The organism is Gammaproteobacteria bacterium, from assembly GCA_013003425.1.
Taxonomy (GTDB): domain Bacteria; phylum Pseudomonadota; class Gammaproteobacteria; order Steroidobacterales; family JABDKV01; genus JABDJB01.
The window spans coordinates 15629-41175 of the sequence record JABDJB010000010.1 but is presented as its reverse complement, the minus strand read 5'-3'; the positions used below and the strand labels follow the sequence as shown (position 1 = coordinate 41175).

The 25547-nt window shown below is 60.2% G+C and carries 26 protein-coding genes and 1 pseudogene; 24 read left to right on the top strand and 3 right to left on the bottom strand.

Annotation, left to right across the window (positions count from 1 at the left end; all coding sequences use genetic code 11):
• Window positions 1-425: 425 nt before the first annotated feature.
• From HKN06_01895 to HKN06_01850, 10 genes are all read left to right on the top strand, one after another.
• Window positions 426-1544: a sigma-54-dependent Fis family transcriptional regulator gene (locus HKN06_01895; GenBank protein ID NNF60063.1), complete on the top strand. Its 1119-nt coding sequence runs from the start codon at window positions 426-428 to the stop codon at window positions 1542-1544.
• 29 nt (window positions 1545-1573) lie between these two features.
• Window positions 1574-2794 carry a PAS domain-containing sensor histidine kinase gene (locus HKN06_01890; GenBank protein NNF60062.1) on the top strand — a complete coding sequence of 407 codons (1221 nt, stop codon included), beginning with the start codon at window positions 1574-1576 and terminating at the stop codon, window positions 2792-2794.
• On the top strand, window positions 2791-4137 hold the full coding sequence (locus HKN06_01885) for a sigma-54-dependent Fis family transcriptional regulator (GenBank protein ID NNF60061.1): 1347 nt from the start codon (window positions 2791-2793) through the stop codon (window positions 4135-4137). Before HKN06_01890 ends, HKN06_01885 begins: the two co-directional genes overlap by 4 nt.
• 54 nt (window positions 4138-4191) lie before the next feature.
• Window positions 4192-4518 carry a flagellar hook-basal body complex protein FliE gene (fliE, locus tag HKN06_01880; GenBank protein NNF60060.1) on the top strand — a complete coding sequence of 109 codons (327 nt, stop codon included), beginning with the start codon at window positions 4192-4194 and terminating at the stop codon, window positions 4516-4518.
• A 62-nt stretch (window positions 4519-4580) separates the two neighbouring features.
• Window positions 4581-6155 carry a flagellar M-ring protein FliF gene (gene fliF / locus HKN06_01875; protein ID NNF60059.1) on the top strand — a complete coding sequence of 525 codons (1575 nt, stop codon included), beginning with the start codon at window positions 4581-4583 and terminating at the stop codon, window positions 6153-6155.
• Complete coding sequence (gene fliG / locus HKN06_01870) at window positions 6148-7146, top strand: flagellar motor switch protein FliG (GenBank protein NNF60058.1); 999 nt, start codon at window positions 6148-6150, stop codon at window positions 7144-7146. Before fliF ends, fliG begins: the two co-directional genes overlap by 8 nt.
• On the top strand, window positions 7139-7750 hold the full coding sequence (locus tag HKN06_01865) for a flagellar assembly protein FliH (protein NNF60057.1): 612 nt from the start codon (window positions 7139-7141) through the stop codon (window positions 7748-7750). The genes fliG and HKN06_01865 overlap by 8 nt, the downstream gene beginning before the upstream one ends.
• Window positions 7747-9144, top strand: a complete 1398-nt coding sequence (gene fliI / locus HKN06_01860) for a flagellar protein export ATPase FliI (GenBank protein NNF60056.1) — start codon at window positions 7747-7749, stop codon at window positions 9142-9144. Before HKN06_01865 ends, fliI begins: the two co-directional genes overlap by 4 nt.
• A complete protein-coding gene (gene fliJ, locus HKN06_01855; GenBank protein NNF60055.1) occupies window positions 9141-9590 on the top strand; it encodes a flagellar export protein FliJ in 450 nt (149 codons plus the stop codon). Before fliI ends, fliJ begins: the two co-directional genes overlap by 4 nt.
• A 35-nt stretch (window positions 9591-9625) precedes the next feature.
• Complete coding sequence (locus HKN06_01850) at window positions 9626-10900, top strand: hypothetical protein (protein NNF60054.1); 1275 nt, start codon at window positions 9626-9628, stop codon at window positions 10898-10900.
• A gap of 21 nt (window positions 10901-10921) precedes the next feature.
• Here HKN06_01850 and HKN06_01845 read toward each other — a convergent pair whose 3' ends face one another.
• Window positions 10922-12628, bottom strand: coding sequence for a cation acetate symporter (locus HKN06_01845; protein ID NNF60053.1), 1707 nt, complete (start codon window positions 12626-12628; stop codon window positions 10922-10924).
• A 1-nt stretch (window position 12629) separates the two neighbouring features.
• Window positions 12630-12845, bottom strand: coding sequence for a DUF4212 domain-containing protein (locus HKN06_01840; GenBank protein ID NNF60052.1), 216 nt, complete (start codon window positions 12843-12845; stop codon window positions 12630-12632).
• Window positions 12846-13073: 228 nt separating this feature from the next.
• Between HKN06_01840 and HKN06_01835 the strand changes: the two genes are divergently transcribed.
• From HKN06_01835 to HKN06_01770, 14 genes are read left to right on the top strand one after another with little or no spacing between them, the layout of a single operon-like run.
• Window positions 13074-13613 carry a flagellar basal body protein FliL gene (locus tag HKN06_01835; GenBank protein NNF60051.1) on the top strand — a complete coding sequence of 180 codons (540 nt, stop codon included), beginning with the start codon at window positions 13074-13076 and terminating at the stop codon, window positions 13611-13613.
• A complete protein-coding gene (fliM, locus tag HKN06_01830) occupies window positions 13610-14614 on the top strand; it encodes a flagellar motor switch protein FliM (GenBank protein NNF60050.1) in 1005 nt (334 codons plus the stop codon). Before HKN06_01835 ends, fliM begins: the two co-directional genes overlap by 4 nt.
• 10 nt (window positions 14615-14624) lie before the next feature.
• Window positions 14625-15044 (top strand): flagellar motor switch protein FliN, encoded by a 420-nt coding sequence (gene fliN / locus HKN06_01825; GenBank protein ID NNF60049.1) that lies wholly within the window; start codon window positions 14625-14627, stop codon window positions 15042-15044.
• Window positions 15044-15472 (top strand): flagellar biosynthetic protein FliO, encoded by a 429-nt coding sequence (fliO, locus tag HKN06_01820; protein NNF60048.1) that lies wholly within the window; start codon window positions 15044-15046, stop codon window positions 15470-15472. Before fliN ends, fliO begins: the two co-directional genes overlap by 1 nt.
• Complete coding sequence (gene fliP, locus HKN06_01815) at window positions 15469-16203, top strand: flagellar type III secretion system pore protein FliP (protein ID NNF60047.1); 735 nt, start codon at window positions 15469-15471, stop codon at window positions 16201-16203. The genes fliO and fliP overlap by 4 nt, the downstream gene beginning before the upstream one ends.
• A complete protein-coding gene (gene fliQ, locus HKN06_01810; protein NNF60046.1) occupies window positions 16200-16475 on the top strand; it encodes a flagellar biosynthesis protein FliQ in 276 nt (91 codons plus the stop codon). The genes fliP and fliQ overlap by 4 nt, the downstream gene beginning before the upstream one ends.
• A gap of 31 nt (window positions 16476-16506) precedes the next feature.
• Window positions 16507-17280 (top strand): flagellar biosynthetic protein FliR, encoded by a 774-nt coding sequence (fliR, locus tag HKN06_01805; GenBank protein NNF60045.1) that lies wholly within the window; start codon window positions 16507-16509, stop codon window positions 17278-17280.
• Window positions 17281-17283: 3 nt separating this feature from the next.
• Window positions 17284-18402, top strand: a complete 1119-nt coding sequence (flhB, locus tag HKN06_01800) for a flagellar biosynthesis protein FlhB (GenBank protein NNF60044.1) — start codon at window positions 17284-17286, stop codon at window positions 18400-18402.
• Window positions 18399-20507, top strand: a complete 2109-nt coding sequence (gene flhA, locus HKN06_01795; GenBank protein ID NNF60043.1) for a flagellar biosynthesis protein FlhA — start codon at window positions 18399-18401, stop codon at window positions 20505-20507. The genes flhB and flhA overlap by 4 nt, the downstream gene beginning before the upstream one ends.
• A gap of 36 nt (window positions 20508-20543) precedes the next feature.
• Window positions 20544-21707 (top strand): flagellar biosynthesis protein FlhF, encoded by a 1164-nt coding sequence (gene flhF / locus HKN06_01790; GenBank protein ID NNF60042.1) that lies wholly within the window; start codon window positions 20544-20546, stop codon window positions 21705-21707.
• On the top strand, window positions 21700-22575 hold the full coding sequence (locus HKN06_01785; protein ID NNF60041.1) for a MinD/ParA family protein: 876 nt from the start codon (window positions 21700-21702) through the stop codon (window positions 22573-22575). The genes flhF and HKN06_01785 overlap by 8 nt, the downstream gene beginning before the upstream one ends.
• The gene (locus tag HKN06_01780; GenBank protein NNF60040.1) at window positions 22572-23303 is read left to right on the top strand and encodes an RNA polymerase sigma factor FliA; all 732 of its coding nucleotides are present in this window, start codon (window positions 22572-22574) and stop codon (window positions 23301-23303) included. The genes HKN06_01785 and HKN06_01780 overlap by 4 nt, the downstream gene beginning before the upstream one ends.
• Before the next feature lie 3 nt (window positions 23304-23306).
• Entirely contained in the window at window positions 23307-23495 is a 189-nt protein-coding gene (locus tag HKN06_01775) for a hypothetical protein (protein NNF60039.1), read from the top strand.
• Entirely contained in the window at window positions 23492-23911 is a 420-nt protein-coding gene (locus HKN06_01770) for a DUF2802 domain-containing protein (protein ID NNF60038.1), read from the top strand. The genes HKN06_01775 and HKN06_01770 overlap by 4 nt, the downstream gene beginning before the upstream one ends.
• A 23-nt stretch (window positions 23912-23934) precedes the next feature.
• On the opposite strand, the pseudogene HKN06_01765 reads toward HKN06_01770, so the two are convergent.
• Window positions 23935-25547 (bottom strand): annotated as a pseudogene (locus tag HKN06_01765) (phosphate--AMP phosphotransferase).

Here is a 25547-nt window from a genome sequence, read left to right as displayed (position 1 = left end):
ATCAGCCGCGATGCGATCACCAGCATTCGCGGCCAGGGCCACTCGCGCGAGGCATCGTTGCAAATTATTCGCGGCTAAAGCCGCTCCTACAGCGGCGCACCCGGGAATGATTCGGCGTAGGCCCGCCGCTAAACCCGGTCGCAAGCAGTCGCGGCTGGAAGCCGCTCCCACGAGCGCACCGGAAACCTTATGTCGAATCGCCGGAATGCCGACGTGTTTTTTCCTTTGTTCGGATAAAGTCCGTCGATAATCTGTCGATAGATTACGCAAGTGTGACGGAAGTCCGTCTTTTTAACCTGAGTCGGCGTCAAATTGTGATCGTCATCACAGGCATACCGACAACACACTGGTAGCTTTTTGGCTACCAGTCATGTTTATGTCAAACATGACGCTATGACGAGGACTGTCATGGATTGGTTTACGACATGGAGAAGTCGATGCATGCGAAAGAATCTGCTGTAGCTATCCGTTCGACTGGTACACCCGGGCAACCGGACAGATACAAAGAACACATTTCGCAGAGCCTCGGCTCGAAGCCAACCGGACTTTATCGTCCATGCGGCAAGTCCGGCCTGGTGACGATGGTGCACCGCCTGATCGACCAGGTTGCCACGTACGACACCAACGTGCTCGTACTGGGCGAATCCGGCACCGGCAAAGAGCTGGTTGCCCGCAATATCCACGAACTCTCCGATCGGGCTAACAAGCCATTCGTACCCGTCAACTGTGGTGCGATTCCGGCCGAACTCATCGAAAGCGAACTTTTTGGCCACGAAAAAGGCGCGTTCACTGGTGCAATCACCGCACGCAAGGGTCGTTTCGAAATGGCCGAGGGCGGAACGCTTTTTCTCGATGAAATTGGCGATATGGACCTGTCGATGCAGGTCAAACTGCTGCGGGTGCTGCAGGAACGCACCTACGAGCGGGTCGGCGGCAACCAGAGCCGCCACTGTAACGTCCGCATCATTGCAGCCACCCACCGTAACCTGGAGCAGCGCATTACAGAAGGCACCTTCCGCGAAGACCTCTACTATCGGCTGAGTGTATTTCCAATCGAGATGCCGCCGCTGCGGCAACGCATTGAAGACCTGCCGGAATTGATCCGCCATCTCGCCACCCGCACAGCCGCCAAAGGCCACCGCCAGCTGCGCTTTACCCGCGCGGCAATGAATTCACTGGCGCAGTGCGAGTGGCCGGGCAACGTCCGCGAACTGGCCAACCTGGTCGAACGACTCGCAATCACCAGCCACGATGACAATATCGACGTTGCCGCTCTGCCGCCGAAGTATCGTTCAGCCGAACCGGGCAGTATCAGCACCGATATCGAACATGCAGCAGCCGTGCCTGCAGCACCGGAATACGTCGATCTGCCGCCCGACGGTCTGGACCTTAAAGACTACCTGCGCAACATCGAACAACGACTGATCCGGCAGGCTTTGGGAGAAACCGACGGCGTCGTTGCCCGAGCTGCGCGCCTGCTACATATGCGACGAACCACGCTGGTGGAGAAAATGCGCAAATACGAAGTGCGCGCCAGGCCCTGAATACAATACCGCTGCGAAAGGAATCGCCAATGTCACCAACCACGAACAGCCCAACCCAAAACCGCGTCGCGGAGCTGGAGCAGGCTTTCAATGAATTCACCCGCACCTCACTGCAGCTCGAGGAAGCCTATCGCGAGCTCGAGGAGCGCGTCGAAATCCTGAGCAGCGCGCTGGCGCAGGCGCAGGACGAGCGCCTGGTACAGCTCGCGGAAAAGGAAAAGCTCGCGGACCGCCTGCAGGGGCTACTGGAAACACTTCCCGCCGGAGTCATCGTGCTCGACGGTGACGGGGTGATCCAGGAGTGCAATCCCGGCGCTACGGCTCTGCTGGGCGACGAACTGGCCGGTCATACATGGATGGAGATCGTCGAAGACAGGTTCGCCATGGAAGGCGACGCCGCCGGTGAGTTTATGCTGCACAGCGGTTACGAGGTAGAAGTTCGCAGCTGCCTGCTGCAGGCACACTCCGGGCGCATCGTGCTGATCAACGACATCACTGAAACGCGCCGCATGCAGCGCGTGCTGACGCGCAACCAGCGACTTACTGAAATGGGACAGATGAATGCACGCCTGGCTCACCAGCTGCGCACACCGCTGGCGACCGCGCTGCTTTATGCCTCGCAGCTGACCGGCAAGAATGGAACCGAGCGCAGCAACAAGTACGCGGGCAAGATTCTCGGCAGTCTCAAGTCGCTGGAACGCATGGTCAACGACATGCTGCGCTTTGCCGGCGGTAACAGTGGCGGCAGTGATGAAGAAATTGCAATCAACGAACTGTTCGCTGAAGTTGCAGCACACATGGAAGCCCACCTTGGTGATGGAACAATTCTCGAGTTTGGCGCTGCCAGTGGGTTGAATATCAACGGCAACCGCGAAGCTCTGGCTGGCGCGCTGCTGAATCTGGCTAACAACGCCGTCGAAAACAGCAGCGCGGGTGCCCATATAGTAATGAGTGCCGCCCGTACTGATGACGAGGCAGTCATTACCGTGAGTGACGACGGCCCCGGCATTGCCGATGAGCTCAAACAAAAGGTCTTCGAACCTTTCTACACCACCCGTAGCAACGGCACCGGCCTCGGTCTTGCGGTGGTTGCATCCGTCGCCCGTGCTCACGGCGGCCGGGTGGAGCTGCGCGATGCCGATGAGGGCGGTACGGCGTTTTCGATCGTGCTGCCCGTGATCGAAACTCCGGCGATACCCAGCGGTCGCAAGGCCAGCTCTATTGTCGAGGCGGTCGGGGAAGTTGCATGACTGAGCGCGCGGTGCTGGTAGTTGAAGACGATTCATCACTGCGCGACGCGCTGGCCGATACGCTGGAAAGCGCCGGTCACCAGGTGATTACTGCCGGTGACGGCCTGGCCGCACTGGCTGAACTCGAGCGCAGCGATATAGGCGTGATAGTGAGTGATGTGCAGATGGAACCCATGGGTGGTGACCAGCTGCTGCGACAGGTGCGCACTACCCGGCCCGACCTGCCGTTCGTGCTGATTACCGCATTTGGCACGATCCAGAAAGCGGTTACCGCAATGCGTGACGGCGCCACAGATTACCTGGTCAAGCCCTTCGAGGCCGATGTCCTTGTCGACATCGTCGATCAGTATCGCGGTGATGACACCCGCGATGATGACATCGTAGCGGCGGATCCGAAAAGCGCAGAATTGGCCGAACTGGCGCGCCGGGTTGCCGGCAGTAATGCCACAGTGTTGTTGAGTGGCGAAAGCGGCACCGGCAAGGAAGTCTATGCACGTTACATTCACGCTCATTCGGATCGCGCCGAAGGCCCCTTCGTGGCAATAAACTGTGCCGCTATTCCCGATAACATGCTCGAAGCGGTGCTGTTCGGCCATGAAAAAGGCGCCTTCACCGGTGCGGTGACGTCACACGCGGGAAAATTCGAACAAGCGCAAAATGGCACGCTGCTGCTCGATGAGATCTCCGAAATGGATCTGGCGCTGCAGGCCAAGCTGTTACGGGTTCTGCAGGAACGTGAAGTCGAACGTGTCGGAGGTAATAGTCAGATTGCTCTGGACGTGCGGGTGCTCGCGACCACCAACCGCGAACTGACCGAGGCGGTCGCCGATGGCCGCTTCCGTGAAGACCTCTACTATCGTCTCAACGTCTTTCCGCTAAAGCTCCCGCCGCTGCGCGAGCGGCCGGGAGATATCGTAGCGCTGTCGCAGAAACTGCTCGAGCGGCACTGCTCCGGCAAGCGCACGGTACCAACAATCAGCACGGCGGCCCGGACGCGGTTGCTGCAACACAACTGGCCAGGCAACGTGCGCGAGCTGGACAACCTGCTGCAACGGACGCTGATTCTGCTAAGTGGCGACACGATCGACGTTGTGGACCTGCATTTTGAAGCGGCCAGCCCGGCAACGGCGGCTGCCGATGCAGACCCGGACAGCGCGCCGCTGCAAAACCAGCTGCGTGATCGCGAGCACCGTCTGATTCTCGACGCTTTGCGCACCGGCGGCAGCCGCAAGGCAGCCGCGGAGATACTTGGCATCAGTCCGCGCACCCTGCGATATAAGCTCGCAAGGCTGCGCGAAGCCGGCATTGATATCCCTGCGCGAGTTGGCGCGCAAATTGCATAACTGACTATAGCCCGGTCCGCGTGACGGAATTCTGACACTTATGGGTATGACGAGATGAGCGAAATCGATATCAGCCGCGTCCTTGCAGACATGCGGGCACTGGCAGCACAGGCAAAGCAGCAGCCGACGGCAGCAGACAAACCGGCGGAAACCGGTCAGGCCGATTTCGGTGAACTGCTGCGCCAGTCAGTCGACAAGGTAAACGAGACACAGAAGGCGGCTGGAGCCATGGCAGAGAAGTTCGAGTCGGGTGATCCGAACGTCGATGTGACTCAGGTCATGCTGGCGCTGCAGAAGGCGGACGTTTCTTTCAAGGCGATGACCGAGGTACGCAACAAGCTGGTCGAAGCCTATCGCGAAATCATGAACATGCCGATCTGAATATCGTGATCATGGAGCGACACCCGGCCCAGGGATGGGCCAAGCAAGGATGAAAGCAGACAATGGCTGAAGCGACAACGACTGGTGCCCTGAGCACTACCAACCTCATGGACATCCCGGCAGTGCGCCAGGGCTTGCTGCTGACAGGCATTGCTGCCGCGGTTGCGATTGGTGTGGCAACGGTGCTGTGGTCGCGTACCCCGGATTACAGCTTGCTGTATGCCAACCTCGCCGATCGCGATGCGGGTGCAATAGTCAACGCACTGATGGCAACCGAAATCCCTCACAAGCTGGACCAGGCCAGCGGCGCGGTGATGGTGCCGGCCGATCGCGTACACGAGGCACGCCTGCTGCTTGCTGCCGATGGTCTGCCACAAGGCAGTGGCTTCGGCTTCGAGACAATCAATGAAGAAACCGGACTTGGCACCAGCCAGTCCATGGAACGAGCCCGGCTGCAGCACATGGTGGAAACCGAGCTGGTACGCACGATCAGTAACCTGCGCCCGGTGCAGGCTGCCCGCGTACACCTGGCGTTGCCGCGTCAGTCGGTTTTCGTCCGCAACCGGCAGCCCGCCAGCGCATCAGTCATGGTGCAGCTCTATCCCGGCCGCCGGCTGGAACAGTCGCAGGTGGCTGCAATCATAAACCTGGTTGCATCGAGCGTGCCGGATCTTGAGTCCGGGGACGTCACTATCGTCGACCAGCAGGGTCGACTGCTGACTGACAGCACGGCTTCGTCAGACCTGGGACTTACCGCGCAGCAGTTCGAGTACCGAACCCGGGTCGAGAATGCCTATGCCAGTCGCATTGAAAAGCTGCTGACGCCGCTGGCAGGTCAGGGCAGAGTGCGCGCCCAGGTCACCGCCGAGATGGACTTCACCATCACCGAACAAACCCAGGAGATCTTCGACCAGGACAACCCGGCGGTACGCAGCGAACAAAGCAGCAGCCAGACGCAACAGGGAGATGGCGCGATTGCCGGTGGCGTACCCGGCGCACTCAGCAACCAGCCGCCGGCACAGGCCGCGGCAGAAAACACGGAAACGACTGCGCGCAGCTCAACCAGCAGCGCGGTGAGAAACTTCGAGCTCGACCGCACCGTGAGTCACGTGCGTCAGCCAACCGGATTGATCCAGCGGCTCTCGGTAGCGGTTATCGTCGACGATCGCACAGCAACCGACGAAGATGGCGCAATCACGAACGAGCCACGCAGCGAGGATGAACTCGCTCGCATGACAAACCTGGCACGGGATGCGATAGGTTTTGATGAGCAGCGTGGCGACACGCTAAGCGTGGTCAATGCCTCATTCACCCGGCCCGAATCTGCGGATGCCGTTGCCCCGGCCTGGTGGGAAAAGCCACTGGTTGGCAGCGCAATTCGCCAGGTGGTTGGCGTGGTGCTGATCCTCGGGCTGATATTCGGCCTGCTGCGCCCGACGGTGCGCCACCTGCTGAAACCGGCCCCTGCCCCGGTCGCTGCGCTGCCGCCCGGCAGCCCGGAATATGCCGCGCTTGGTCAACCCGTCGCGCCGTCGCTCACGCATGAACAGAACATCGCCGCGGCGCGTTCGCTGGTCGGCGAAGACCCCCGGCGCGCCGCACGAGTGATGAAGGAATGGGTCGCTGAAGATGAGTGAAGCGGATCTGAAAGGTCCGCAGCGCGCGGCCGTCTTTCTCATGTCGCTAAAAGAGGAAGAAGCGGCCGAAATACTGCGTCACATGTCGGCTGACGAAGTACAGAAAGTCGGCACGGCGATGACCAGCCTGGCCAAGGTCTCGCGCAGCCAGCTGACCGAGGTGGTAACCGAATTCAATACCCAGGCCGGCGACCACACTTCGCTTGGTGTAGGCGTCGACGATTACGTGCGGCGACTGTTGACCAATGCACTCGGCGCCAAGCGCGCCCGCTCGTTGCTCGATCGTATCTTGCATCGCGCTGAAAGCACTGGCCTGGAAGCACTGGAGTGGATGGAAACGCCCGCAATTATGGAAATGATTGACGGCGAGCATCCGCAGATCATGGCCATCGTACTGGCGCACCTGGACCCCGATCGTGCAGCAGAAATTCTCAACCAGTACGAAGACGAGCTGCGTAACGAGGTGTTTCTGCGCATTGCAACGCTGGACGACATCCAGGACAACGCGCTGCAGGAACTGGAAGCCGTCATGTCGCGTCATGCAGAGCCGGGCGCCGGCAGCAAATCATCCAGTGTCGGCGGGCTGAAAGTAGCAGCCGACATACTCAACTCCCTGGGTGAAGCTGAGGAAAAAGTTATTGAGTTCGTCAACGAAACTGACGAAGAGATGGGCGAGAGAATCCAGGACCTGATGTTCTCGTTCGACATGCTGCTGCAGATCGATGACCGCGGCATGCAGACGCTTCTGCGAGAGATCTCGTCGGAAACCCTGACGGTCGCGCTGAAGGGCGCCGACCAGGAAATCCAGGACAAGATTTTCGACAACATGTCCAAGCGCGCGGCGGAACTGCTGAAAGACGACCTGCAGGTGCGTGGACCGATGCGCCTGTCAGAAGTAGAGGCAGCGCAAAAAGAAATACTCGGCGTCGCCAAGCGCCTGTCCGACGAGGGCACCATCATGCTGGGCGGCAAGGGAGAAGAGTTTGTCTGACGCCGTACGCCGCGGACGGGCCGTCGACTGCAAACCGTGGGCAGCGCCACAGGTGGGCCCGGGCGGACATGGCGCCACGCCCGGCGATATCGCACGATTGCGACAGCAGGCGCAGGAGGAAGGCTTCCAGCGCGGCCGCGCCGAGGGGCTCGAAGCTGGCCGTCAGACCATCAGTCAGCTGGCTACCCGTCTCGAACAAATAGTGTCTGCAATGCAGGAACCGCTGGAGGCCGCAGACGATGCGGTGCTGCAGCAGGTAACCAACGTCGCCATCGCAATCGCACGGCGGCTGGTACGGCGCGAACTGCGCACCAACCGTGATGAAGTTGTCGGCGTAGTACGCGAAGCGCTGGCCGTTCTGCCGCTGGGGCTTACCAACATTCGCGTTCACCTGCACCCGGAAGATGCGCGGCTGGTCGGCGAGGTACTGGTACCGGCCGAAGGTGAGGCCGCGTGGCAAATCGTCGAAGACCCGGTTATCAGCCGCGGCGGCTGCCGGATCAGCTCAAGCACATCACAGGTTGATGCCACCGTCAGCACGCGGCTCGAGCGAGTCATCAATTCAATGCTTGGCGGCGAGCGCGACAAGGATGCCGGTCTATGACCGACCAGCAGGCCGACTCACTGTCCACAGCCCGGGTCACACGCTGGCTGACGCGGCTGGAAGACTACCAGCAGCGGGTCAGGACCAGCCCCGGCCCGGCCGTTGAAGGCGTCTTGCGCCGTGTCATCGGCATGACTATGGAAGCAGAAGGCTGCCAGGCACCGGTCGGTGCCCGTTGTCATGTCATCGCGCCGGACGGCAATCGCTTCGAAGCCGAAGTCGTTGGCTTCGCCGGCGAAAAACTGTTCCTCATGCCGACCGGCGACATGCGCGGCATCGTACCGAATGCGCGCATAATTCCCGCGCAACGCGTCGACGAAATCCACGTCGGCGAAGAACTGCTGGGCCGCGTAATCGATGGCGCCGGACAGCCGCTGGACGGACTTGGCCCGATACCCAGAGACGAGCGGGTACGTCTTGCCGGCACCTCCATTAATCCGTTGCAGCGCCAGCCCATTCGCGAACCACTCGATGTGGGCATACGCGCAATCAACTCGCTGCTGACCGTCGGCCGCGGACAGCGGCTCGGACTGTTTGCCGGCAGCGGCGTCGGCAAAAGTCGACTGCTCGGCATGATGACCCGCTTCACCAGCGCCGATGTCACTGTCGTTGGCCTGATCGGCGAGCGTGGCCGCGAGGTAAAGGAATTTGTCGAAGATGTGCTGGGGCCCGAGGGCATGCGCCAGGCGGTCGTCGTAGCAACGCCGGCCGATAACCCGCCGCTGATGCGCATGCACGGCGCGTTTCTGGCAACCAGCATCGCCGAGTATTTCCGCGACCGCGGCAAGAAGGTGCTGTTGCTGATGGACTCGCTGACACGATTTGCGCAGGCACAGCGCGAGATCGCGCTGGCCATCGGCGAGCCCCCCGCTACGCGTGGATATCCGCCGTCGGTATTTGCCCGACTGCCACAACTTGTCGAGCGCGCCGGTAATGGCGCAGCCGGCAAGGGTTCGATTACGGCTTTCTATACCGTGCTGGTTGAAGGCGACGACCAGACTGACCCGATCGCCGATGCCAGCCGGGCAATACTTGATGGCCATATCGTGTTGTCACGCCAGCTTGCCGAGGCAGGTTTATATCCGGCTATAGATGTCGAGGCATCAATAAGCCGCGCGATGACAGAAATTACCAGCGAGCAGCAGCAGGAACGGGTGCGCCGGTTTCGCCAGCTGTACAGCACCTACCGCCACAATGAAGACCTGATCAGCGTCGGTGCCTACCGCAAGGGCAGCGATCCACGCATTGATGACGCTATCAAGTACTGGCCACGGATTCAGGATTTCATGCGCCAGGGACTGCAGCAGCCGGTCAACTGGCAAAACAGCCTGGCCGACCTGGAGAAACTGCTGGCACACACGCCCGCCATCGCGGAGGAAACAACTGAAACATGAACCGGTCCAAACGCCTGCAGCCAATCGCCGAGTTAGCGGCGCATCACGAGAAAGAGGCGTCAAAACAGCTGGCGGACAGCCGCGAGCGTGTGGCACAGCAGGAGCAGATGCTGGTCGAACTGATTGATTACCATGCCGAGTACAGCTCGACCGAACTGATGTCACATGCAGCAACTGCCAACCCGGTGCGTCTGCAGGACTATCGCCTGTTCCTCGACCGCCTCGAGCACGCCATCATGCGCCAGCGCGAACTGATTGCACGCCTGCGTGAAGACCTTGATCACAGCCACACCCACTGGAGTGAGCGACGCAGCCAGCGCAAGGCGCTCGATAACGTTACCGATCGCTATGCGCGTGCCGAGGCGCGCGACGAACAGACACGCGAACAGCGCCAGCTCGAAGAAGTCAGCGCCCTGCTGCGCACCCGCAAAACGCACACCAGATAGCCCTCACTGCCGGGCAGCCAGAACTGGCACGCCCCTTGCAACACTATGGCAACCAATACCTGAGCGGGCCGGCTGCCGGCCCTGACGAGGACACCATAGTGGGACCGACGACACCGTCTGCCTTGCCATTTATGCCGCTATCCGGCGCCTTGCCGGATGGGCTGCAACCCCTGAAAATACAGGGTAATACGCCTGCGTCTGCCAACCCGGTCCAGGGCGATCTGTTTGCCGTACTGCTCGACCACGCCACCATCGGCACGCCTGCCGTACAGCCGGCAGCACCCGGAGCCCGACCGGTCCTGCTGAGCCTGACCCCGGCAACGACAGACGAGCTTTTGCCGCAAACCGGCAATCTGTTGCCGCAACTCATCCAGGCCACCGGGGCTGCTGACACCGTACCGCTGCCGCAGGTCGTGCAGTTGCAGAACCAGGCTCCCGCCGAATTGACCGCAGCCGTCACCGACGACACCACCGAACAGGCACAGATCCTGCCATTGCCGCCGCTGCCACTTGAGGTACAGCTGAAAGTACCGGCATCACAACATCCACCGGTAACACAAGCCGGTCCGGTGGTCGTCACCAGGCATGCTATTGAACCGGCAATTACCGCGGATTCGTTGTCAGGCGCGAAGCCTGCGCAGATGCCGACCGATATCCGCACAACCGCACCGATCATCGCCACCGCGGGAACCGAGGACAATCCGGCGTTAACCACGCAGGGACAGACACAGGCGCCAGTACCGCAGACAGCACCGCAAGCGGCAAATGCCGCAGCAAGCTCCATCACCATCGATGGCGGGTCTGCGCCGTTACCAGCTGCCGCACCGCAGGCCGGACAGCAGCAACCCGCCTTGCAGGCTACGCAGACGGCACCGCAGAGCTACCAGCTCCATCCCCCGGTGGCTGACACGCGCTGGGGTGATGCACTCGGCCAGCGACTGGTGTGGATGACTGAGGCCGGTATCGGCCGTGCCGAAATCCGGCTTAATCCGCCGGAACTTGGACACATAGATGTCCGGGTTACTGTGGCCAACGACGAAGCACGCGTTGCCTTCAGTGTCCAGCACGGCACCACACGAGAAGCGCTGGAAGCGGCCATGCCGCGCTTGCGCGACATGTTTGCCCAACAGGGAATAGAACTGACCGATGCCAGCGTATCGCAGCATTCACCCGGAGAGCAGCAGCAGGCAGACAGCACGGGTGACAACGAAACCGGCATCAGCAGCGGCGAGGCCGACGCAGGCGAAAGCCATGCCGAGCATGAATCGGTGATAGCACTTGGTGACAGCCTGATCGACACTTACGCTTAAGTCTCTTTATCGCGCCTCCACTCAGGCCGGTACACGGATATTGTCCACCAGCTGCTGCACAGTCGCCGGCGGCGCCGCAGTCCTGCGTGACACCAGCCAGGCAACACTGAAGTTCACCGCCGCGCCGACGGCGCCAAAGGCATTCGGCTCGATGCCGAGGAACCAGTTCTCAGGCAGGCCACCAAGGAATGATGTGCCCGGCACAAACATGATGCCCTTGTGCTGGAACACGTACAGCAAGGTCACGCTCAGGCCCGCGATCATGCCGGCGATGGCCCCTGCACGGTTCATGCGGCGGCTGAAAATACCCAGCATCAGCGCCGGGAAAATGGACGATGCCGCCAGGCCAAACGCCAGCGCTACTGTACCGGCGGCAAAATCCGGCGGGTTGAAGCCGAGCGTGCCTGCAACAACTACAGCACCACCCATGGCCACGCGGCTGGCAAGCAGCTCCTGTCTTTCACTGATATCCGGCGCGAACACGCCCTTCAACACGTCATGCGATATCGCTGAAGAAATAGCCAGCAGCAGTCCGGCCGCAGTCGACAGCGCCGCCGCTAGTCCGCCGGCTGCCACCAGCGCGATAATCCAGTTGGGCAGCCGGGCAATTTCCGGATTGGCCAACACGATAATATCGCGGTCCACCCGGACCATTTCGTTGCGACCAGCGTCAGCCTCGTAGTTGATCAGGCCATCTCCGTTCTTGTCCTCGAATTGCAGCAACCCGGTCGTTTCCCAATTGCGAAACCAGTCGGGACGTTGCTCGTACTCGAGCTGCTGGCCCGGCTGCGGCTCGATGGTCTTTATCAGGTTATACCGCGCCATGGCACCAACAGCCGGCGCAGTGGTGTAAAGAAGAGCGATAAATACCAGCGCCCAGCCAGCCGAGATGCGCGCATCGCTGACCTTTGGCACGGTGAAAAAACGAATAATCACGTGCGGCAATCCGGCCGTGCCAATCATCAGGGACAGCGTATAGAAAAACATGTTGAGCTGACTCAGCCTGGCGGTAGTGGTGTATTCGTCAAAACCAATGTCGCGGACAATCTGGTCAAGCTTGTCCAGCAGGTAGGTTTCGCTGCCATTGAGCGTGCTGCCCAGGCCAATCTGTGGAATCGCGATTCCGGTCAGGTTCAGCGAGATAAATATTGCCGGAATCGTGTAGGCGAAGATCAATACGCAATACTGTGCAATCTGGGTATAAGTGATGCCCTTCATGCCGCCCAGCACCGCATAAAAGAACACGATACCCATGCCAATCACCAGGCCAATGTCATACGGCACTTCAAGGAAACGCGAAAACGCCACGCCGATTCCCTTCATCTGCCCGATTACGTACGTCAGTGAAGCGATTATCAGGCAGACCACCGCGACGATGCGCGCAGTTTTGGAGTAGAAACGCTCACCGATAAACTCCGGCACGGTAAACTTGCCAAACTTGCGCAGGTACGGGGCGAGCAGCATGGCCAGCAGCACATAGCCACCGGTCCAGCCCATCAGGAATACCGAGCCACCGTAGCCGAGAAACGCAATCATGCCCGCCATCGAGATGAACGATGCCGCCGACATCCAGTCCGCTGCCGTGGCCATGCCGTTGGCCACCGGGCTGACGTGCCCGCCGGCGACGTAAAATTCGCTGGTGTCGTGCGCCCGCGCCAGGATCGCGATGATGATATACAGGCTGAATGTCAGCCCGACCACCAGGTAGGTCATTGCTGTTAATGACAGCTCAGTCATCATCGTCGTCGACACCGTATTGGCGGTCCAGCCGGTGCATGCGGTGCGCATAGACGAAAATCAGTATGACGAATACGTAGATTGATCCCTGCTGGGCAAACCAGAAACCGAGCTTGTAGCCACCGATGCGGAACTGGTTGAGGAAATCAACCAGCAGGATGCCGCAGCCGAATGAAACCGCGAACCAGATCACCAGCAGGCCGGCCATCAGGCGCAGGTTGGCTCGCCAGTACTTGTGGTGATGAGGATCTGACACAACGGCCACAACAATAACGCCTGTCTGACGTTTTTCTGACGCGTATTCCCGCTGTGGGTGGTCAAGCTTCTGACGCTTCTGTCACGGTGCAAACGTAACTTGCTGCTTTTATTGCGTTTAAGCTTTCTGGCACGGTTGTTGCTGTATAGGGGCAACGCGTTTAAATGCACAGGACCCGACATGGCTGAACAAGCAACTGCGCCCGAGGATGTAGAAGAGAAAAAATCCGGCGGCATGATGAAGACGATGATGATGGCCGTCGGCATTTTTATCATTGTCCTGGTCGCTCAGACGGTAGCTCCTCTAATTTCAAGCAAGCTCGGGCTCGCACCGCCGGTTGTCGTGCAGGCGCCCGAGGGTGAAGCCGCGGCCGGTGAAGACGGCGAACCGGCAGTGAAACCACCAATATACTGGCCGCTCAAACCAGCCATGGTGGTCAATTTTGCCGGCTCGGGTGGTTCCAGTTTTCTGCAGATCGAAATGGAAATAATGGCGCGTGACCAGGCCACTGTCGATCAGGTCAAGGAGCACACCCCGGCGTTACGCAACGCGTTACTGCTGCTATTGGCAAGCCAGACCGACGAAGACATCTTCAGCACCGAAGGGAAACAGGCGCTGCGCGAGAACGCGCTGATTGCCATAAACGAGGTGCTGACCCCGTACATTGACGAAGACGCACCGGTTGAAGCCGTTTACTTCACGAGTTTTGTCGCCCAATGACCACCGAATCCGACACGCCGCGCGAGGAAATCCTGTCGCAGGAGGAAACGGATGCCCTTCTGCAGGGTATCGATGAAGGTTCCGTCCCAACCGAAAGCGGTACGGCAGCGAGCGGCTCGGCGAGGCTTTACGACTTTGCCGACTGCGAACGGCTGGCGCGTGGCGCCATGCCGACGCTGCAAATCATCAACAATCGAATTGCCCGGCGATTACGCGATTCGCTAAGTGAACTGTTGCGCCGGCCGGTCGAGGTCGAAGCCGAACCCAACGTGGCCGTGCGTTTTGGCGAACACGTGCCGACATTCACGCTGCCGGCATGCCTCAACCTGGTGCGGGTAGCACCGCTGCCCGGCACGATGCTGGTCGTTCCCGACGTGCGCATGGTCTACATGACCGTAGACTGCTTTTTTGGCGGTCGCGGCAAAGTCCCGGAAAATCCTGAGCCACGCGAGTTTACCCAGGTCGAGCAACGCATGGTCTCCCTGCTCCTGGAGCGCGTCTTCGAGGCGGTCAGTGATGGCTGGGAACCAGTGATGGAGCTGGAGCCTGAGCTGATCGGCCAGGAACAAAATCCACAGTTTGCCGCGATTGCCAGCAGCAGAGACGAGGTGATCGTCAGCCGCTTTATCGCAGAACTGGCCGGCGAGAACCTGGCGCTGGAAATGATCATGCCGCGCGCATTGCTCGAGCCGATCGAAGAATCGCTCGACTCGGCACCACGCACCGACGCGGAACAAGATGATGGACACTGGACGGCTGCGGTACGCGAACGACTGGAAACAACGCAAATCGGCCTGCACTCCACGCTCACACGAACGACGCTGCGCCTTGGCGATGTGCTCAGCCTGCAGCCGGGCGATGTAATCCCGGTTGATCTGCCCGACCAGGTCGTACTGCGAGCCGCGGGCACGCCAGTGTTTGCAGCCCGCATCGGGATATCACGTAACCGCAATGCGGTCGAAATCATTGCCCCTGCCGAACCGGAATCAAGCCAGAACTGAGAGAACACGAATGAGTGACACACCGACAGTAGATGACACGGACGCAGTCAGTGCGCAGGCAACGGATGCCGACGATACAACCGCAGTGGTCAGCGGCGACAGCAGCGCAGGGCTGCCCAAAGCTCAGCTGGACCCGCTGTCGGGCAACCCGTCACGACCGGCCGGCAAGGATGTTGGTCTTGAACTGATACTCGATGTGCCGGTTACGGTAACGCTGGAGCTTGGCCGCACCACGCTGACGGTGCGTGATCTACTGCAGCTCAACCAGGGCTCGGTAGTTGAGTTTGATCGCCGCGTTGGCGAACCGCTGGACCTGCTGGTCAATGGCACGCTGTTGGCGCACGGCGAACTGGTGGTCATAGACGACGGCTTTGGCATTCGCCTGACCGAGGTGATGAGCCCGAGCCAACGACTGGAAAAACTGAACTGATGATTACTGCCACGGATGGCAAAAAACGAACCCAAGGGCCGGGCCGGCTCTGCCAGGTGTTGATGGTCGCAACCTTACTCTCCCCCTCCATTGCGACTGCGGCGGAGTCGGTCCTGCCTGCGGGCTCTTTTGAAAGTGCCGGCAGCTTCATTTCAGTCATTGTCAGCCTCGCAGGTGTGCTCGCTCTTATCCTGCTGGTTGGCTGGTTCATGAACCGGCTGCAGCGCGTGCGCCGTGGCGGCAGCGCAACCCTCGAGGTTGTCGATGTGCTGCCGGTAGGGCCGAAAGAAAAGATCCTGCTGATACGGGCCGGTGAAAAACAGGTGCTGCTCGGCATGGCGCCAGGCAGAATCAGCGCGCTGGCCGAATTTGAACCCGAAGCTGCAAAACCGAAACCAAAATTCAGCATTGCCGAGCATGCCGCATGAGACTGCTGCTCCTCGCCATTGCACTGTTAAGCCCGTTATCGGCACTGGCCGAACCGGGCATCCCTGCGCTGACGATCGAAACCAGTGCGGACGGTGCACAGAACTACACGCTGACTATCCAGGTGCTGGCAATAATGACGCTGCTGACCATGTTGCCGGCAGCTCTGCTTACGATGACATCCTTCACACGCGTGATTATCGTGCTGGCAATCCTGCGTCAGGCGCTCGGCACACCGCAGTCACCGCCGAACCAGGTGCTGCTGGGACTGGCACTGTTCCTGACCATGTTCATCATGTCGCCGGTGCTCAACAACGCCTGGATTAATGGCGTGCAACCGTACATGGACGGCGACACGGAAGCGGTCACGGCTCTGAAAACCAGCACCGCACCATTCCGTGAATTCATGATCAATCAGACGCGTGACTCCGACCTCGCCCTGTTCGCCCGCATCGCGGGCGACCTGCAGTTCGATACCCCGGCAGATGTGCCGCTGTCCCTGCTGGTCCCGGCTTTTGTCACCAGCGAACTGAAAACCGCTTTCCAGATCGGCTTTCTGGTATTCATACCGTTCCTGATCATCGACCTGGTGGTCGCAAGCGTGCTGATGTCGATGGGCATGATGATGCTTTCGCCGATGCTCATCTCCCTGCCGTTCAAGATCATGCTGTTTGTGCTGGTCGATGGCTGGTCGCTGCTGATGGAAACGGTTGCCGCGAGTTTCTTCGTATGACGCCGGAAACCGTACTCATGGTGGGACAGAAATCGCTGCAGCTGACGGCGATGCTGGCCTCGCCGCTGCTGCTTTCGGCGCTGGCGGTCGGCCTGTTGATCGGCATGTTCCAGGCCGCCACCCAGATCAATGAAATGACGCTCAGCTTCATACCAAAGCTCATCACGCTGGCTGTTGCACTGGCTGCCGCAGGGTCATGGATGTTGCGGCTGATCATGGATTTCACCCGCCAGCTCATCAGCAATATCCCGTACCTGATCAGCGGCGGTTGAACCCGACTACAAGGATGGAAGCAAGTGCAGGATGCACCTGACCGACACACAGATTATCGCGTGGATAAGCAGCTATATGCTGCCGTTTGTGCGCATAGCGGCGGCACTGACCGTTGCCCCGGTGTTCAGCGCCCGGCTCGTGCCGGCTCGTATCCGGCTGTTGCTGGCGTTCGGTCTCACGCTGGTTATCGCACCGTTGCTGCCGCCGGCGCCGGTAGAGAACCCGCTCAGTGCTGCAACGGCGCTCATTGTTATACAGCAGTTTGTAATCGGCCTGATTATTGGTGCGGTATTGCAGATGGTATTCGATGCCATGGTGGTGGCCGGGCAGACGGCCGCCATGAGCATGGGGCTGGGCTTCGCATTCATGATCGATTCGCAACGCGGCGTCTCGGTGCCGGTACTCAGCCAGTTCTTTCTGGTGCTGACAACGCTGGTCTATCTCGCTATCGACGGGCACCTGGCCCTGATAAAACTGCTTGCCGACAGTTTCACGACCCTGCCGGTGGGCGAAGCCGGCGTTCTGCGCGACGGCATCTGGGCTACCGCCCTGTGGGGCAGCAAGCTGTTTGCCGGCGCCATGCTGGTGGCACTGCCGGCCGTTGCCGCACTGCTGGTGGTGAATTTTTCCTTCGGCGTCATGAGTCGTGCCGCACCGACGCTGAACCTGTTCGCCGTCGGTTTCCCGGTAACCCTGACACTCGGTTTCGTGATCATTCTGTGGAGCCTGCCGGGCCTGCAGTCAGCGATGCTGGCGATGACGGCAGATGCGTTTGCCTTCCTGAACGAGTTTCTGGCGGGTTAAAGCATGGCTGAAGAACAATTCCAGGAACGCACTGAACGCGCGACGCCGAAACGGATAAAAGACGCGCGCGAGAAAGGACAGGTTCCGCGTTCACGCGAGCTCAATGCCGCAGCAATCATGGTTGCCTCGTCTGCCTCGCTGTTCCTGCTTGGCGACAACATGAGCCGCAGCATCGCCCAGATCCTGCGCACCGGCCTGACGTTGCCGCGGGCAACCATATTCGATACCACCGCGTTGAGCGCACAGTTCCTCGCGATGGTCCGCGAGGGGCTGATTCTGATTGCCCCCTTCCTGGTTATCTGCCTGATCGTTGCCATCGCTGCGCCTACGCTGCTGGGCGGATGGTCATTTTCCACCAAGGCGCTGGCGTTCAAGGCCGAAAAGCTAAACCCCATCGCCGGGTTCAAACGTCTGTTTGCGCTGCGTAGCCTGGTAGAGCTGCTAAAGGCGCTCGCCAAGTTCGCGGTCGTCACGGCCGCAGCAATCCTGATGCTGCGCCAGCTGGCCGGCGAGTTCCTGATGCTGAGCAACGAGCCAGTGCCTTCAGCACTGGCACACACCGCCTGGCTGTGCGCGCTGTCACTGCTGGCAATGAGCAGCGTGCTGATTCTGATTGCGGCGGTCGACGTGCCGTTTCAGCTGTGGGATCACGCCAAGAAGCTGCGCATGACGCGTCAGGAAGTGCGCGACGAAAACAAGGAAACCGAGGGCCAGCCCGAGGTGAAGTCACGCATCCGCCAGACGCAGCAGGAGCTGGCGCGGCGGCGCATGATGGAACAGGTACCGGATGCCGATGTCATCGTCACCAACCCGCTGCACTACGCAGTCGCATTGAAATACGACGACAACATGGCCGCGCCCCAGGTAGTGGCCAAAGGACGCGAGCTGATCGCGCAGCAGATCCGCAAGGTCGCCATTGCTCACCGCGTACCAATTCTTGAAGCGCCGCCGCTGGCGCGTGCCCTGTACGCAACTACCGAAATCGGCGAAGAAATTCCCGCCCGGCTTTACGCCGCGGTTGCCCAGGTCATGGCCTACGTATTCCGGCTGCGCGATGCACGTGCGTCCGGCGATACACCGCCTGACAGGCCGAACATTAATTTCAGCGAGGATGATGAATGAACGCTGCCGTCGCGCTGAATCACGCCCAGACTTTTGCCCGCCGTGGCCTTGGCGTGCCGGTATTGCTGATCCTGATGCTGGCAATGATGGTGCTGCCGTTGCCACCGTTTGCACTGGACATGCTGTTCAGCTTCAACATCTCGCTGTCACTGGTGATTATCCTGGCTGTGATCTACGTCGCCCGGCCGCTCGAGTTTGGCGTGTTTCCGACGGTGCTGCTACTGGTCACATTACTGCGCCTGGCGCTGAATCTGGCTTCTACCCGCGTGGTGCTGCTCAACGGTCATAGCGGCACCGACGCGGCCGGCAAAGTAATCGAGGCGTTTGGCGAATTTGTCGTCGGCGGCAACTACACGGTCGGCCTGGTGGTTTTCTGCATCCTGGTCATCATCAACTTTGTCGTTATCACCAAGGGTGCCGGACGCATCTCGGAAGTGAGCGCACGTTTTACCCTCGATGCAATGCCGGGCAAACAGATGGCGATCGATGCCGACCTCAATGCCGGGCTGATCAGTCAGGACGAGGCACGCACGCGACGCGAGGAAGTCCGCCAGGAGGCAGACTTTTACGGTTCGATGGATGGTGCCAGCAAGTTTGTTCGTGGTGATGCCACAGCCGGCATCCTGATCCTGTTCATCAACATCATCGGCGGCATCGTCATCGGTACGCTGCAGCACGACATGGTTTTTGGCGACGCAGTTCGTACTTACACCCTGCTGACCATTGGCGACGGCCTGGTCGCGCAGATCCCTTCGCTGCTGATGTCGTCATCCGTGGCAATCATCGTTACCCGTATGTCCGGATCGCAGGACATGGGCGATCAGGTGGTACAGCAGGTATTTGGCCAGCCGCGTACGCTGGGTGTTTCCGCAGGCGTGCTGGCCTTACTCGGTTTTATACCCGGCATGCCAAACGTGGCTTTCCTGACGCTCGCCGGCGTGTGCGCCGGGGCCGGCTGGCTGATTTTCCAGCGTGAGCAACAACCACAGCCTGTTGAAAAGCCGCCGGAAACCGAAGAACAGGCGCCGCTGCCGGAACTGAGCTGGGACGACGTGCGCCCGGTCGACCCGATCGGCCTGGAAGTCGGCTACCGGCTGATACCGCTGGTCGACCGCAAACAGGGTGGTGAACTGATGGCGCGCATCAAGGCTGTGCGCAAGAAGCTTTCGCAGGACCTGGGCTTCCTGGTCCAGCCGGTCCACATCCGCGACAACCTCAACCTGCCGCCAAATGCCTACCGCATCAATCTCATGGGAGTTCCGGTAGCACAGCATGAAGTGCATCCGGAGAAAGAACTTGCCATCAATCCCGGCCGCGTGTTTGGCGAAGTCGCCGGCGCGCCGACCAAGGAACCTGCGTTTGGTCTCGACGCGCTGTGGATCGAACCGGCGGTGCGCGAACATGCACAGACTGTGGGCTACCGGGTGGTCGATCCAAGCACCGTGGTTGCGACACACCTTAACCAGATACTGCAGATGCAGGCACATGAGTTGCTCGGCTACGAAGAAACCCAGCAGCTGCTCGACCGGCTGGCTCAAACCGCACCCAAACTGGTGGAGGACCTGGTGCCAAAAGCGCTGCCGCTGGGTGTCGTGGTGCGCGTACTGCAGGACCTGCTTGCCGAACGTGTACCGGTCAGCAACATCCGCAAGATCGCAGAAACGCTGGCGGAAAACGCCGCGCAGACCCAGGATCCGGCCACGCTGGTGGCAGCGGTTCGGGTCGGCCTCGGTCGCAGCATCGTGCAAAGCATTGTAGAGGCCGACCAGGAGCTGCCGGTGTTTACGCTGGACCCTGGTCTGGAACGTATTTTGCATGACTCCATGCAAGGGTCCGGTGATGGGCCGGGACTGGAGCCGGGATTGGCCGAAAGAGTGCAAATGGCACTGAAAAGCGCAGCGGAGCGGCAAGAAATTGCCGGTGAAGCGGCAGTTTTACTGGTAGCGCCAAATTTACGTCCCTGGCTGGCACGGCTGGCGCGCCACAGCATCCGCGGCCTGCACGTACTGGCTTACAACGAAGTACCCGACGACAAACAGCTGCGGCTGGTTGCCGCCGTCGGGCAGCAGGAAAACACGGAAGGCACAGCACTGGCTGGCGCTTAGAGCAGCCACTGAATCAGGTTTACGGAAGAACGTGGAATGAAAATAAAACGCTATGTAGCACCCGACATGCGCCGCGCCATGCGCCAGGTGCGCGACAAGCAGGGTCCCGACGCAGTGATCCTGTCGAGTCGTCGCACTACCGAAGGCGTCGAGGTGATTGCGGCTATCGATTACGACGCCAGCCAACACCCACTGCAACCACTGCCGCAGACAGAGCGGCCTGCCCCGGCCGTGCAGGAGCAACAGCAAACCGGAGACATGGCATTTGGTGGCGCAATGCAGACCTGGTCCGATGACACCGGTCTGGACAGCATGAAACAGGAGGTTGCATCGCTACGCCGGCTGCTGGAATCACAGCTTGCATCGCTGGCATGGAACGACACGGCCCGCCGCAACCCGGTGCGCGCCGCGGTGGTCCGCGAGCTGGTTTCACTGGGCCTGACACAGACTCTCGCCGAACAGCTGGCAGCAGAAGTCGGCAGCAACGACATGGAAACGGCCATCGTTGAAGTCATGAGCCTGCTGCGTGACCGCCTGCCGGTCCTGGAGGAAGAAATCATCACCACACCGGGCGCTGTCGCGCTGGTCGGCCCTACCGGCGTCGGCAAGACGACGACTATTGCCAAGCTGGCGGCGCGCTACGCGCTGCGTCATGGCACCGACGGGCTGGCGCTGCTGACCACTGACAGCTTTCGCATCGGCGCGCAGGAGCAACTGATGACTTTTGGCCGCATCCTGGGCGTGCCGGTGCAGCTGGTACGCGACAGCGCGGAAATGGCAACAGCGCTGAATGACCTGGCCGACAAGCAGCTGGTGCTGATCGACTCATCCGGCATGAGCCAGCGCGACCGTCGCATTAACGATGAGCTCGCAACGATACGCCGTAATGGCGAGAACATACGCGTGCTGCTGGCGTTGTCATGTAACGCACAAACTGCCGTACTGGATGAAACGGTGCGTGCATTCAGCCATCTGCGGCCGACCGCCTGCGTGCTCACAAAGACCGACGAGGCTGCATCGCTGGGCGGCGCGATTTCGGCGCTCCTGCGCCATGACCTGCCACTGGCTTACGTGACAGACGGGCAACGCGTTCCTGAAGACCTGCATTGGGCGAGCAGCAGACGCTTCAGCCTTGTGGAAAAAGCGCTGGAACTGCGCAATGCCGAAACCCTGCAACATGAGGCGGTGGCCAATGCCTGAGCAACTCAATGACCAGGCAACGGGCCTGCGACAGATGACCGGCAGCGACCCGGTCAAAGTAATCGCAGTGACCGGTGGCAAGGGCGGCGTTGGCAAGTCATGCGTTTCGATCAATCTTGCCGTCGCGCTGGCGCAACGCGGCAAGCGTGTGTTGTTGCTCGACGCCGATCTGGGCCTGGCCAATGTGGATGTACTGCTGGGGCTGCACCCACAGTACAACCTGTCCCATGTGCTCAGTGGTGAATGCACCCTGGAAGATATTATCTGCGACGGCCCGGAGGGCATCAGTATCGTGCCTGCGGCGTCAGGCAGACGTCGTATGGCTGACCTGAGCCCGGCTGAACACGCAGGACTGATTGCAGCCTTCAGCGAACTGGCAATGAATTTTGACGTATTGGTAGTCGATACCGCAGCAGGCATCGCCGACAGCGTCATCAGTTTCAGCCAGGCATCGCAGAATGTAGTTGTAGTGATCTGCGATGAGCCCGCTTCGATCACTGACGCATATGCCCTGATGAAAGTGCTCAGCACCGATTACGCCGTGCGCGAGTTCCAGATTCTGACCAACCAGACCGGCGACGCGGCCGAGGGTCGTGCGTTGTTCGAGAAGATCGCACGCGCCTCGCACAAGTTCCTCGATGTCAGTCTCGAACACTTTGGCAATGTGCCCTACGACACTTGCCAACGCCGCGCAGTTCAGCGGCAACAACCCATCGCCGCGGCCTTTCCCTCAGCCAGTGCCGCGCTCGCGTTCCGTGCCCTGGCCGAACATACCGAGACCTGGCGTCCCCCAACCGGCTCACACGGGCGGCTGGAATTTTTCGCCGAAAGGCTGATTAACAGCCAGGCGCAGGCGGTGACCGCATGACGACTGCTACCAGCGAATACCTGGAAGTCCAGACCGGCGACCGTGACGAACTCGTGCTGGCGAACGCTGAGCTGGTCAAGCGTATTGCCTATCACCTGGTGAGCAAGCTGCCGCCGTCAGTGGATGTGCAGGACCTGATCCAGGCCGGCATGATCGGGCTGCTCGAAGCGGCCACCAGCTACAGTCCGGACGGCGGCGCAAATTTCCGTACTTATGCGGGCATCCGTATCCGTGGCGCCATGCTGGACGAAATACGCCGGCTCGACTGGACGCCCCGCTCGGTCCATCGCAAGGTGCGCGAGCTGTCTGCCGCCATGTCGCTGATCGAAAATCGTACCGGGCGTGATGCACGCGACCGCGATATTGCCGATGAGCTGGGCATTTCAATGGAGGAATACCACAAGGTACTGCGTGATTCCGCCTCGGCGCGATTATGCAGCTTCGACCAGATCAGCTCGGAAGACGGTTCCCACGAGCCACCCCGGAACCCGGATCCCGACCCATTGCAGATACTCGAACAGAGCAACTTTATAAAGAGCCTCGCGGCCGAAATTGATCGCCTGCCGGAACGCGAGAAACTTGTGATGTCGCTTTACTACGACGATGAGCTCAACCTGCGTGAAATCGGCGAGATTCTCGAGGTAAGTGAGTCACGCGTATGCCAGATACATGGGCAGGCGCTGGGACGGTTGCGCTCGCGGCTCAATGAATGGACTGCCAGGGAGTGAACCATGCCCGACTTCAAACCGGTCAACCCTACGACGCCCATACCACCCACGCCACGCACGCACCGCGACAAACGCCGGCGGCAATCGGCGCCACAGCCGAAAGATGAAAACGTTGAAAAGGCACCCCCGGAAGCCGGCAAGGACGTGGACGGAAACGACGGCAACACGAATACGATTGACGAGTACGCATGATGAAAATGACACGCATACTGGAAGTCCCCGATTCTCTGCAGGCGCCGATTGTCGCTGTGCAGCAGGCTGATCCTTATCTGCTTACTGCGCTGGCGTTTACGTTTTTCGGGCTGGTGCTGGTAATCCACACACGGCTGCAGCGCGTCGCAGCGGCGCGCCAGGCAGAAAAACACGAGCAGACGCTTGACGCTCTCGCTACGGCCATGGGCAAAATGAGCGACAACATGCGACGCATGGACAGCAGCCTGCAGCGCCTGATTCAGCGAGTCGACCAGCTGCAGATCAGCAACAGAGGCAGCGGCGACCTGCGCCAGGCCGAGCACCTGCTGCGCGACGGCGCCAGCACGGATCAGCTGGTCGATTTATGCGGCATGAGTCGCGGCGAGGCTGAGCTGTTCCAGCGCCTGCACTCCTGAAACTCAGCCCATGGCCAGGCCGGCTATTTTTTCGTCGTCTTGCCGTTGCTTTCTTTCAGAGCCGGCACCGATACGGTTGGTGGCTCCATTTCGAGCGCATCAGCGATAGCCTGTACCAGCACCTTCACCGTTTTGACCCGCGCGTAGTATTTGTCGTTGCCCTCGACTATGACCCACGGTGCCCGCAACGTAGAGGTCTTTACCAACATCTCATTGACCGCCGCCGCATAGTCGTCCCACTTGTCGCGGTTACGCCAGTCTTCGTCGGTCAGTTTCCACGCCTTGCGCGGCGTGTTGCGGCGATTTTCAAACCGCTCCAGCTGTTCTTCGCGGCTGATATGAATCCAGAACTTCAGCACTATCGTGCCAAAGTCAGTGAGCTGTCGCTCGAAATCATTGATCTCGCGGTAGGCGCGCTTCCATTCCTCTTCGGCGGCGAAGCCCTCAAGCCGCTCGACCATCACGCGCCCGTACCAGCTGCGATCAAAAATCAGGATCTGCTTTTCGTCTGGCGGCAGCAGCCGGCGCCAGAAACGCCACAGATAATGATGAGTTGCATCATCGCCGGTTGGCGCCGCGATGGTGAACACCTGGTAACCGCGCGGATCGAGCATCTCTGTCAGGCGCCGGATATTGCCGCCCTTGCCGGCAGCATCCCAACCCTCGAAGACCACAATTACTGATCGCTTCGCCTTGTACAACTCGTACGCCAGCGTGCGCAACTGCAGCTGCGCGCGGCGCAACTCATGAACGTATGAGTCGGCATCGATGCTGACGCTCAGGTCAACGGTGTCCAGGGAGCTCATACCGGTCCGGCCTCGCCTGCATCATCATTGTCATCCGCATCAACCTCACTTAATTCGTCAGATTCCTCCGCCAGCCGCAGGTAGTCGTCCTCGAAATTGTCTTCAGGCATTTCGATGCCACGACTTGCCAGGGCCTCGTTCATTGCCTCGGCCACCGTCTGCAGCACCTTGATGCGTGCAAAACGCTTGTCCGGCGCCTCGATAATGGTCCATGGCGCCCATTCCGACTCGGTAAGTTCCAGCATTTCCTCGATCAACACCACGTAGTCGTTGTAAAGCTTGTTCTGCCGCCAGTGCTCCGGGTGCACCCGCCATGACTCCAGCGGGTTGGCTTCCAGCTTGCGAAAGCGCTTTTTCTGCTCTTTCCGTGATGTGTGCAGAAAAAACTTCAGGATCTTGTAGCCGTCATCCGCAAGCGTTCTCTCAAAATCGCTGATGTCACGGTAAGCCTCGCGCCATTCCACTTCTGACACGTCGCCCTCGACCCGGTCGACCAGCACACGCCGGTACCAGGAGCGGTCAAAAATAGCCATTTCGCCGTAGTTGGGAATCCTGAGCCAGTAGCGCCATAACCAGGGCATAAGCGCCTCGTAACTGCGCCGCGCCTGCATTGCGTGAAAGTGAAACCCGCGCGGCTCGAGCGGCTGGGTCAGCGCGTTGATAATCCCGCCCTTGCCGGTCCCTTTCCAGCCCTCGAACACAACGACCACAGGCACCTTGTTTTTCCAGCAGGCACGCTGCAGCCGCAGCAGCCGGGTACGAAGGATGCTTCGTTGGTGCCGATATTCTTCTTTGCCCAGCTTCTGGCCGAGATCGATCTTATCCAGCAT

Excerpts from the sequence above, each read along its gene's own strand:
- HKN06_01895 (NNF60063.1), top strand. The coding sequence starts at position 426 with ATGGAGAAGTCGATGCATGCGAAAGAATCTGCTGTAGCTATCCGTTCG.
- HKN06_01890 (NNF60062.1), top strand. The coding sequence starts at position 1,574 with ATGTCACCAACCACGAACAGCCCAACCCAAAACCGCGTCGCGGAGCTG.
- HKN06_01885 (NNF60061.1), top strand. The coding sequence starts at position 2,791 with ATGACTGAGCGCGCGGTGCTGGTAGTTGAAGACGATTCATCACTGCGC.
- fliE (NNF60060.1), top strand. The coding sequence starts at position 4,192 with ATGAGCGAAATCGATATCAGCCGCGTCCTTGCAGACATGCGGGCACTG.
- fliF (NNF60059.1), top strand. The coding sequence starts at position 4,581 with ATGGCTGAAGCGACAACGACTGGTGCCCTGAGCACTACCAACCTCATG.
- fliG (NNF60058.1), top strand. The coding sequence starts at position 6,148 with ATGAGTGAAGCGGATCTGAAAGGTCCGCAGCGCGCGGCCGTCTTTCTC.
- fliI (NNF60056.1), top strand. The coding sequence starts at position 7,747 with ATGACCGACCAGCAGGCCGACTCACTGTCCACAGCCCGGGTCACACGC.
- fliJ (NNF60055.1), top strand. The coding sequence starts at position 9,141 with ATGAACCGGTCCAAACGCCTGCAGCCAATCGCCGAGTTAGCGGCGCAT.
- HKN06_01840 (NNF60052.1), bottom strand. The coding sequence starts at position 12,845 with ATGGCCGGCCTGCTGGTGATCTGGTTCGCGGTTTCATTCGGCTGCGGC.
- HKN06_01835 (NNF60051.1), top strand. The coding sequence starts at position 13,074 with ATGGCTGAACAAGCAACTGCGCCCGAGGATGTAGAAGAGAAAAAATCC.
- fliM (NNF60050.1), top strand. The coding sequence starts at position 13,610 with ATGACCACCGAATCCGACACGCCGCGCGAGGAAATCCTGTCGCAGGAG.
- fliN (NNF60049.1), top strand. The coding sequence starts at position 14,625 with ATGAGTGACACACCGACAGTAGATGACACGGACGCAGTCAGTGCGCAG.
- fliO (NNF60048.1), top strand. The coding sequence starts at position 15,044 with ATGATTACTGCCACGGATGGCAAAAAACGAACCCAAGGGCCGGGCCGG.
- fliP (NNF60047.1), top strand. The coding sequence starts at position 15,469 with ATGAGACTGCTGCTCCTCGCCATTGCACTGTTAAGCCCGTTATCGGCA.
- fliQ (NNF60046.1), top strand. The coding sequence starts at position 16,200 with ATGACGCCGGAAACCGTACTCATGGTGGGACAGAAATCGCTGCAGCTG.
- fliR (NNF60045.1), top strand. The coding sequence starts at position 16,507 with ATGCACCTGACCGACACACAGATTATCGCGTGGATAAGCAGCTATATG.
- flhB (NNF60044.1), top strand. The coding sequence starts at position 17,284 with ATGGCTGAAGAACAATTCCAGGAACGCACTGAACGCGCGACGCCGAAA.
- flhA (NNF60043.1), top strand. The coding sequence starts at position 18,399 with ATGAACGCTGCCGTCGCGCTGAATCACGCCCAGACTTTTGCCCGCCGT.
- flhF (NNF60042.1), top strand. The coding sequence starts at position 20,544 with ATGAAAATAAAACGCTATGTAGCACCCGACATGCGCCGCGCCATGCGC.
- HKN06_01785 (NNF60041.1), top strand. The coding sequence starts at position 21,700 with ATGCCTGAGCAACTCAATGACCAGGCAACGGGCCTGCGACAGATGACC.
- HKN06_01780 (NNF60040.1), top strand. The coding sequence starts at position 22,572 with ATGACGACTGCTACCAGCGAATACCTGGAAGTCCAGACCGGCGACCGT.
- HKN06_01775 (NNF60039.1), top strand. The coding sequence starts at position 23,307 with ATGCCCGACTTCAAACCGGTCAACCCTACGACGCCCATACCACCCACG.
- HKN06_01770 (NNF60038.1), top strand. The coding sequence starts at position 23,492 with ATGATGAAAATGACACGCATACTGGAAGTCCCCGATTCTCTGCAGGCG.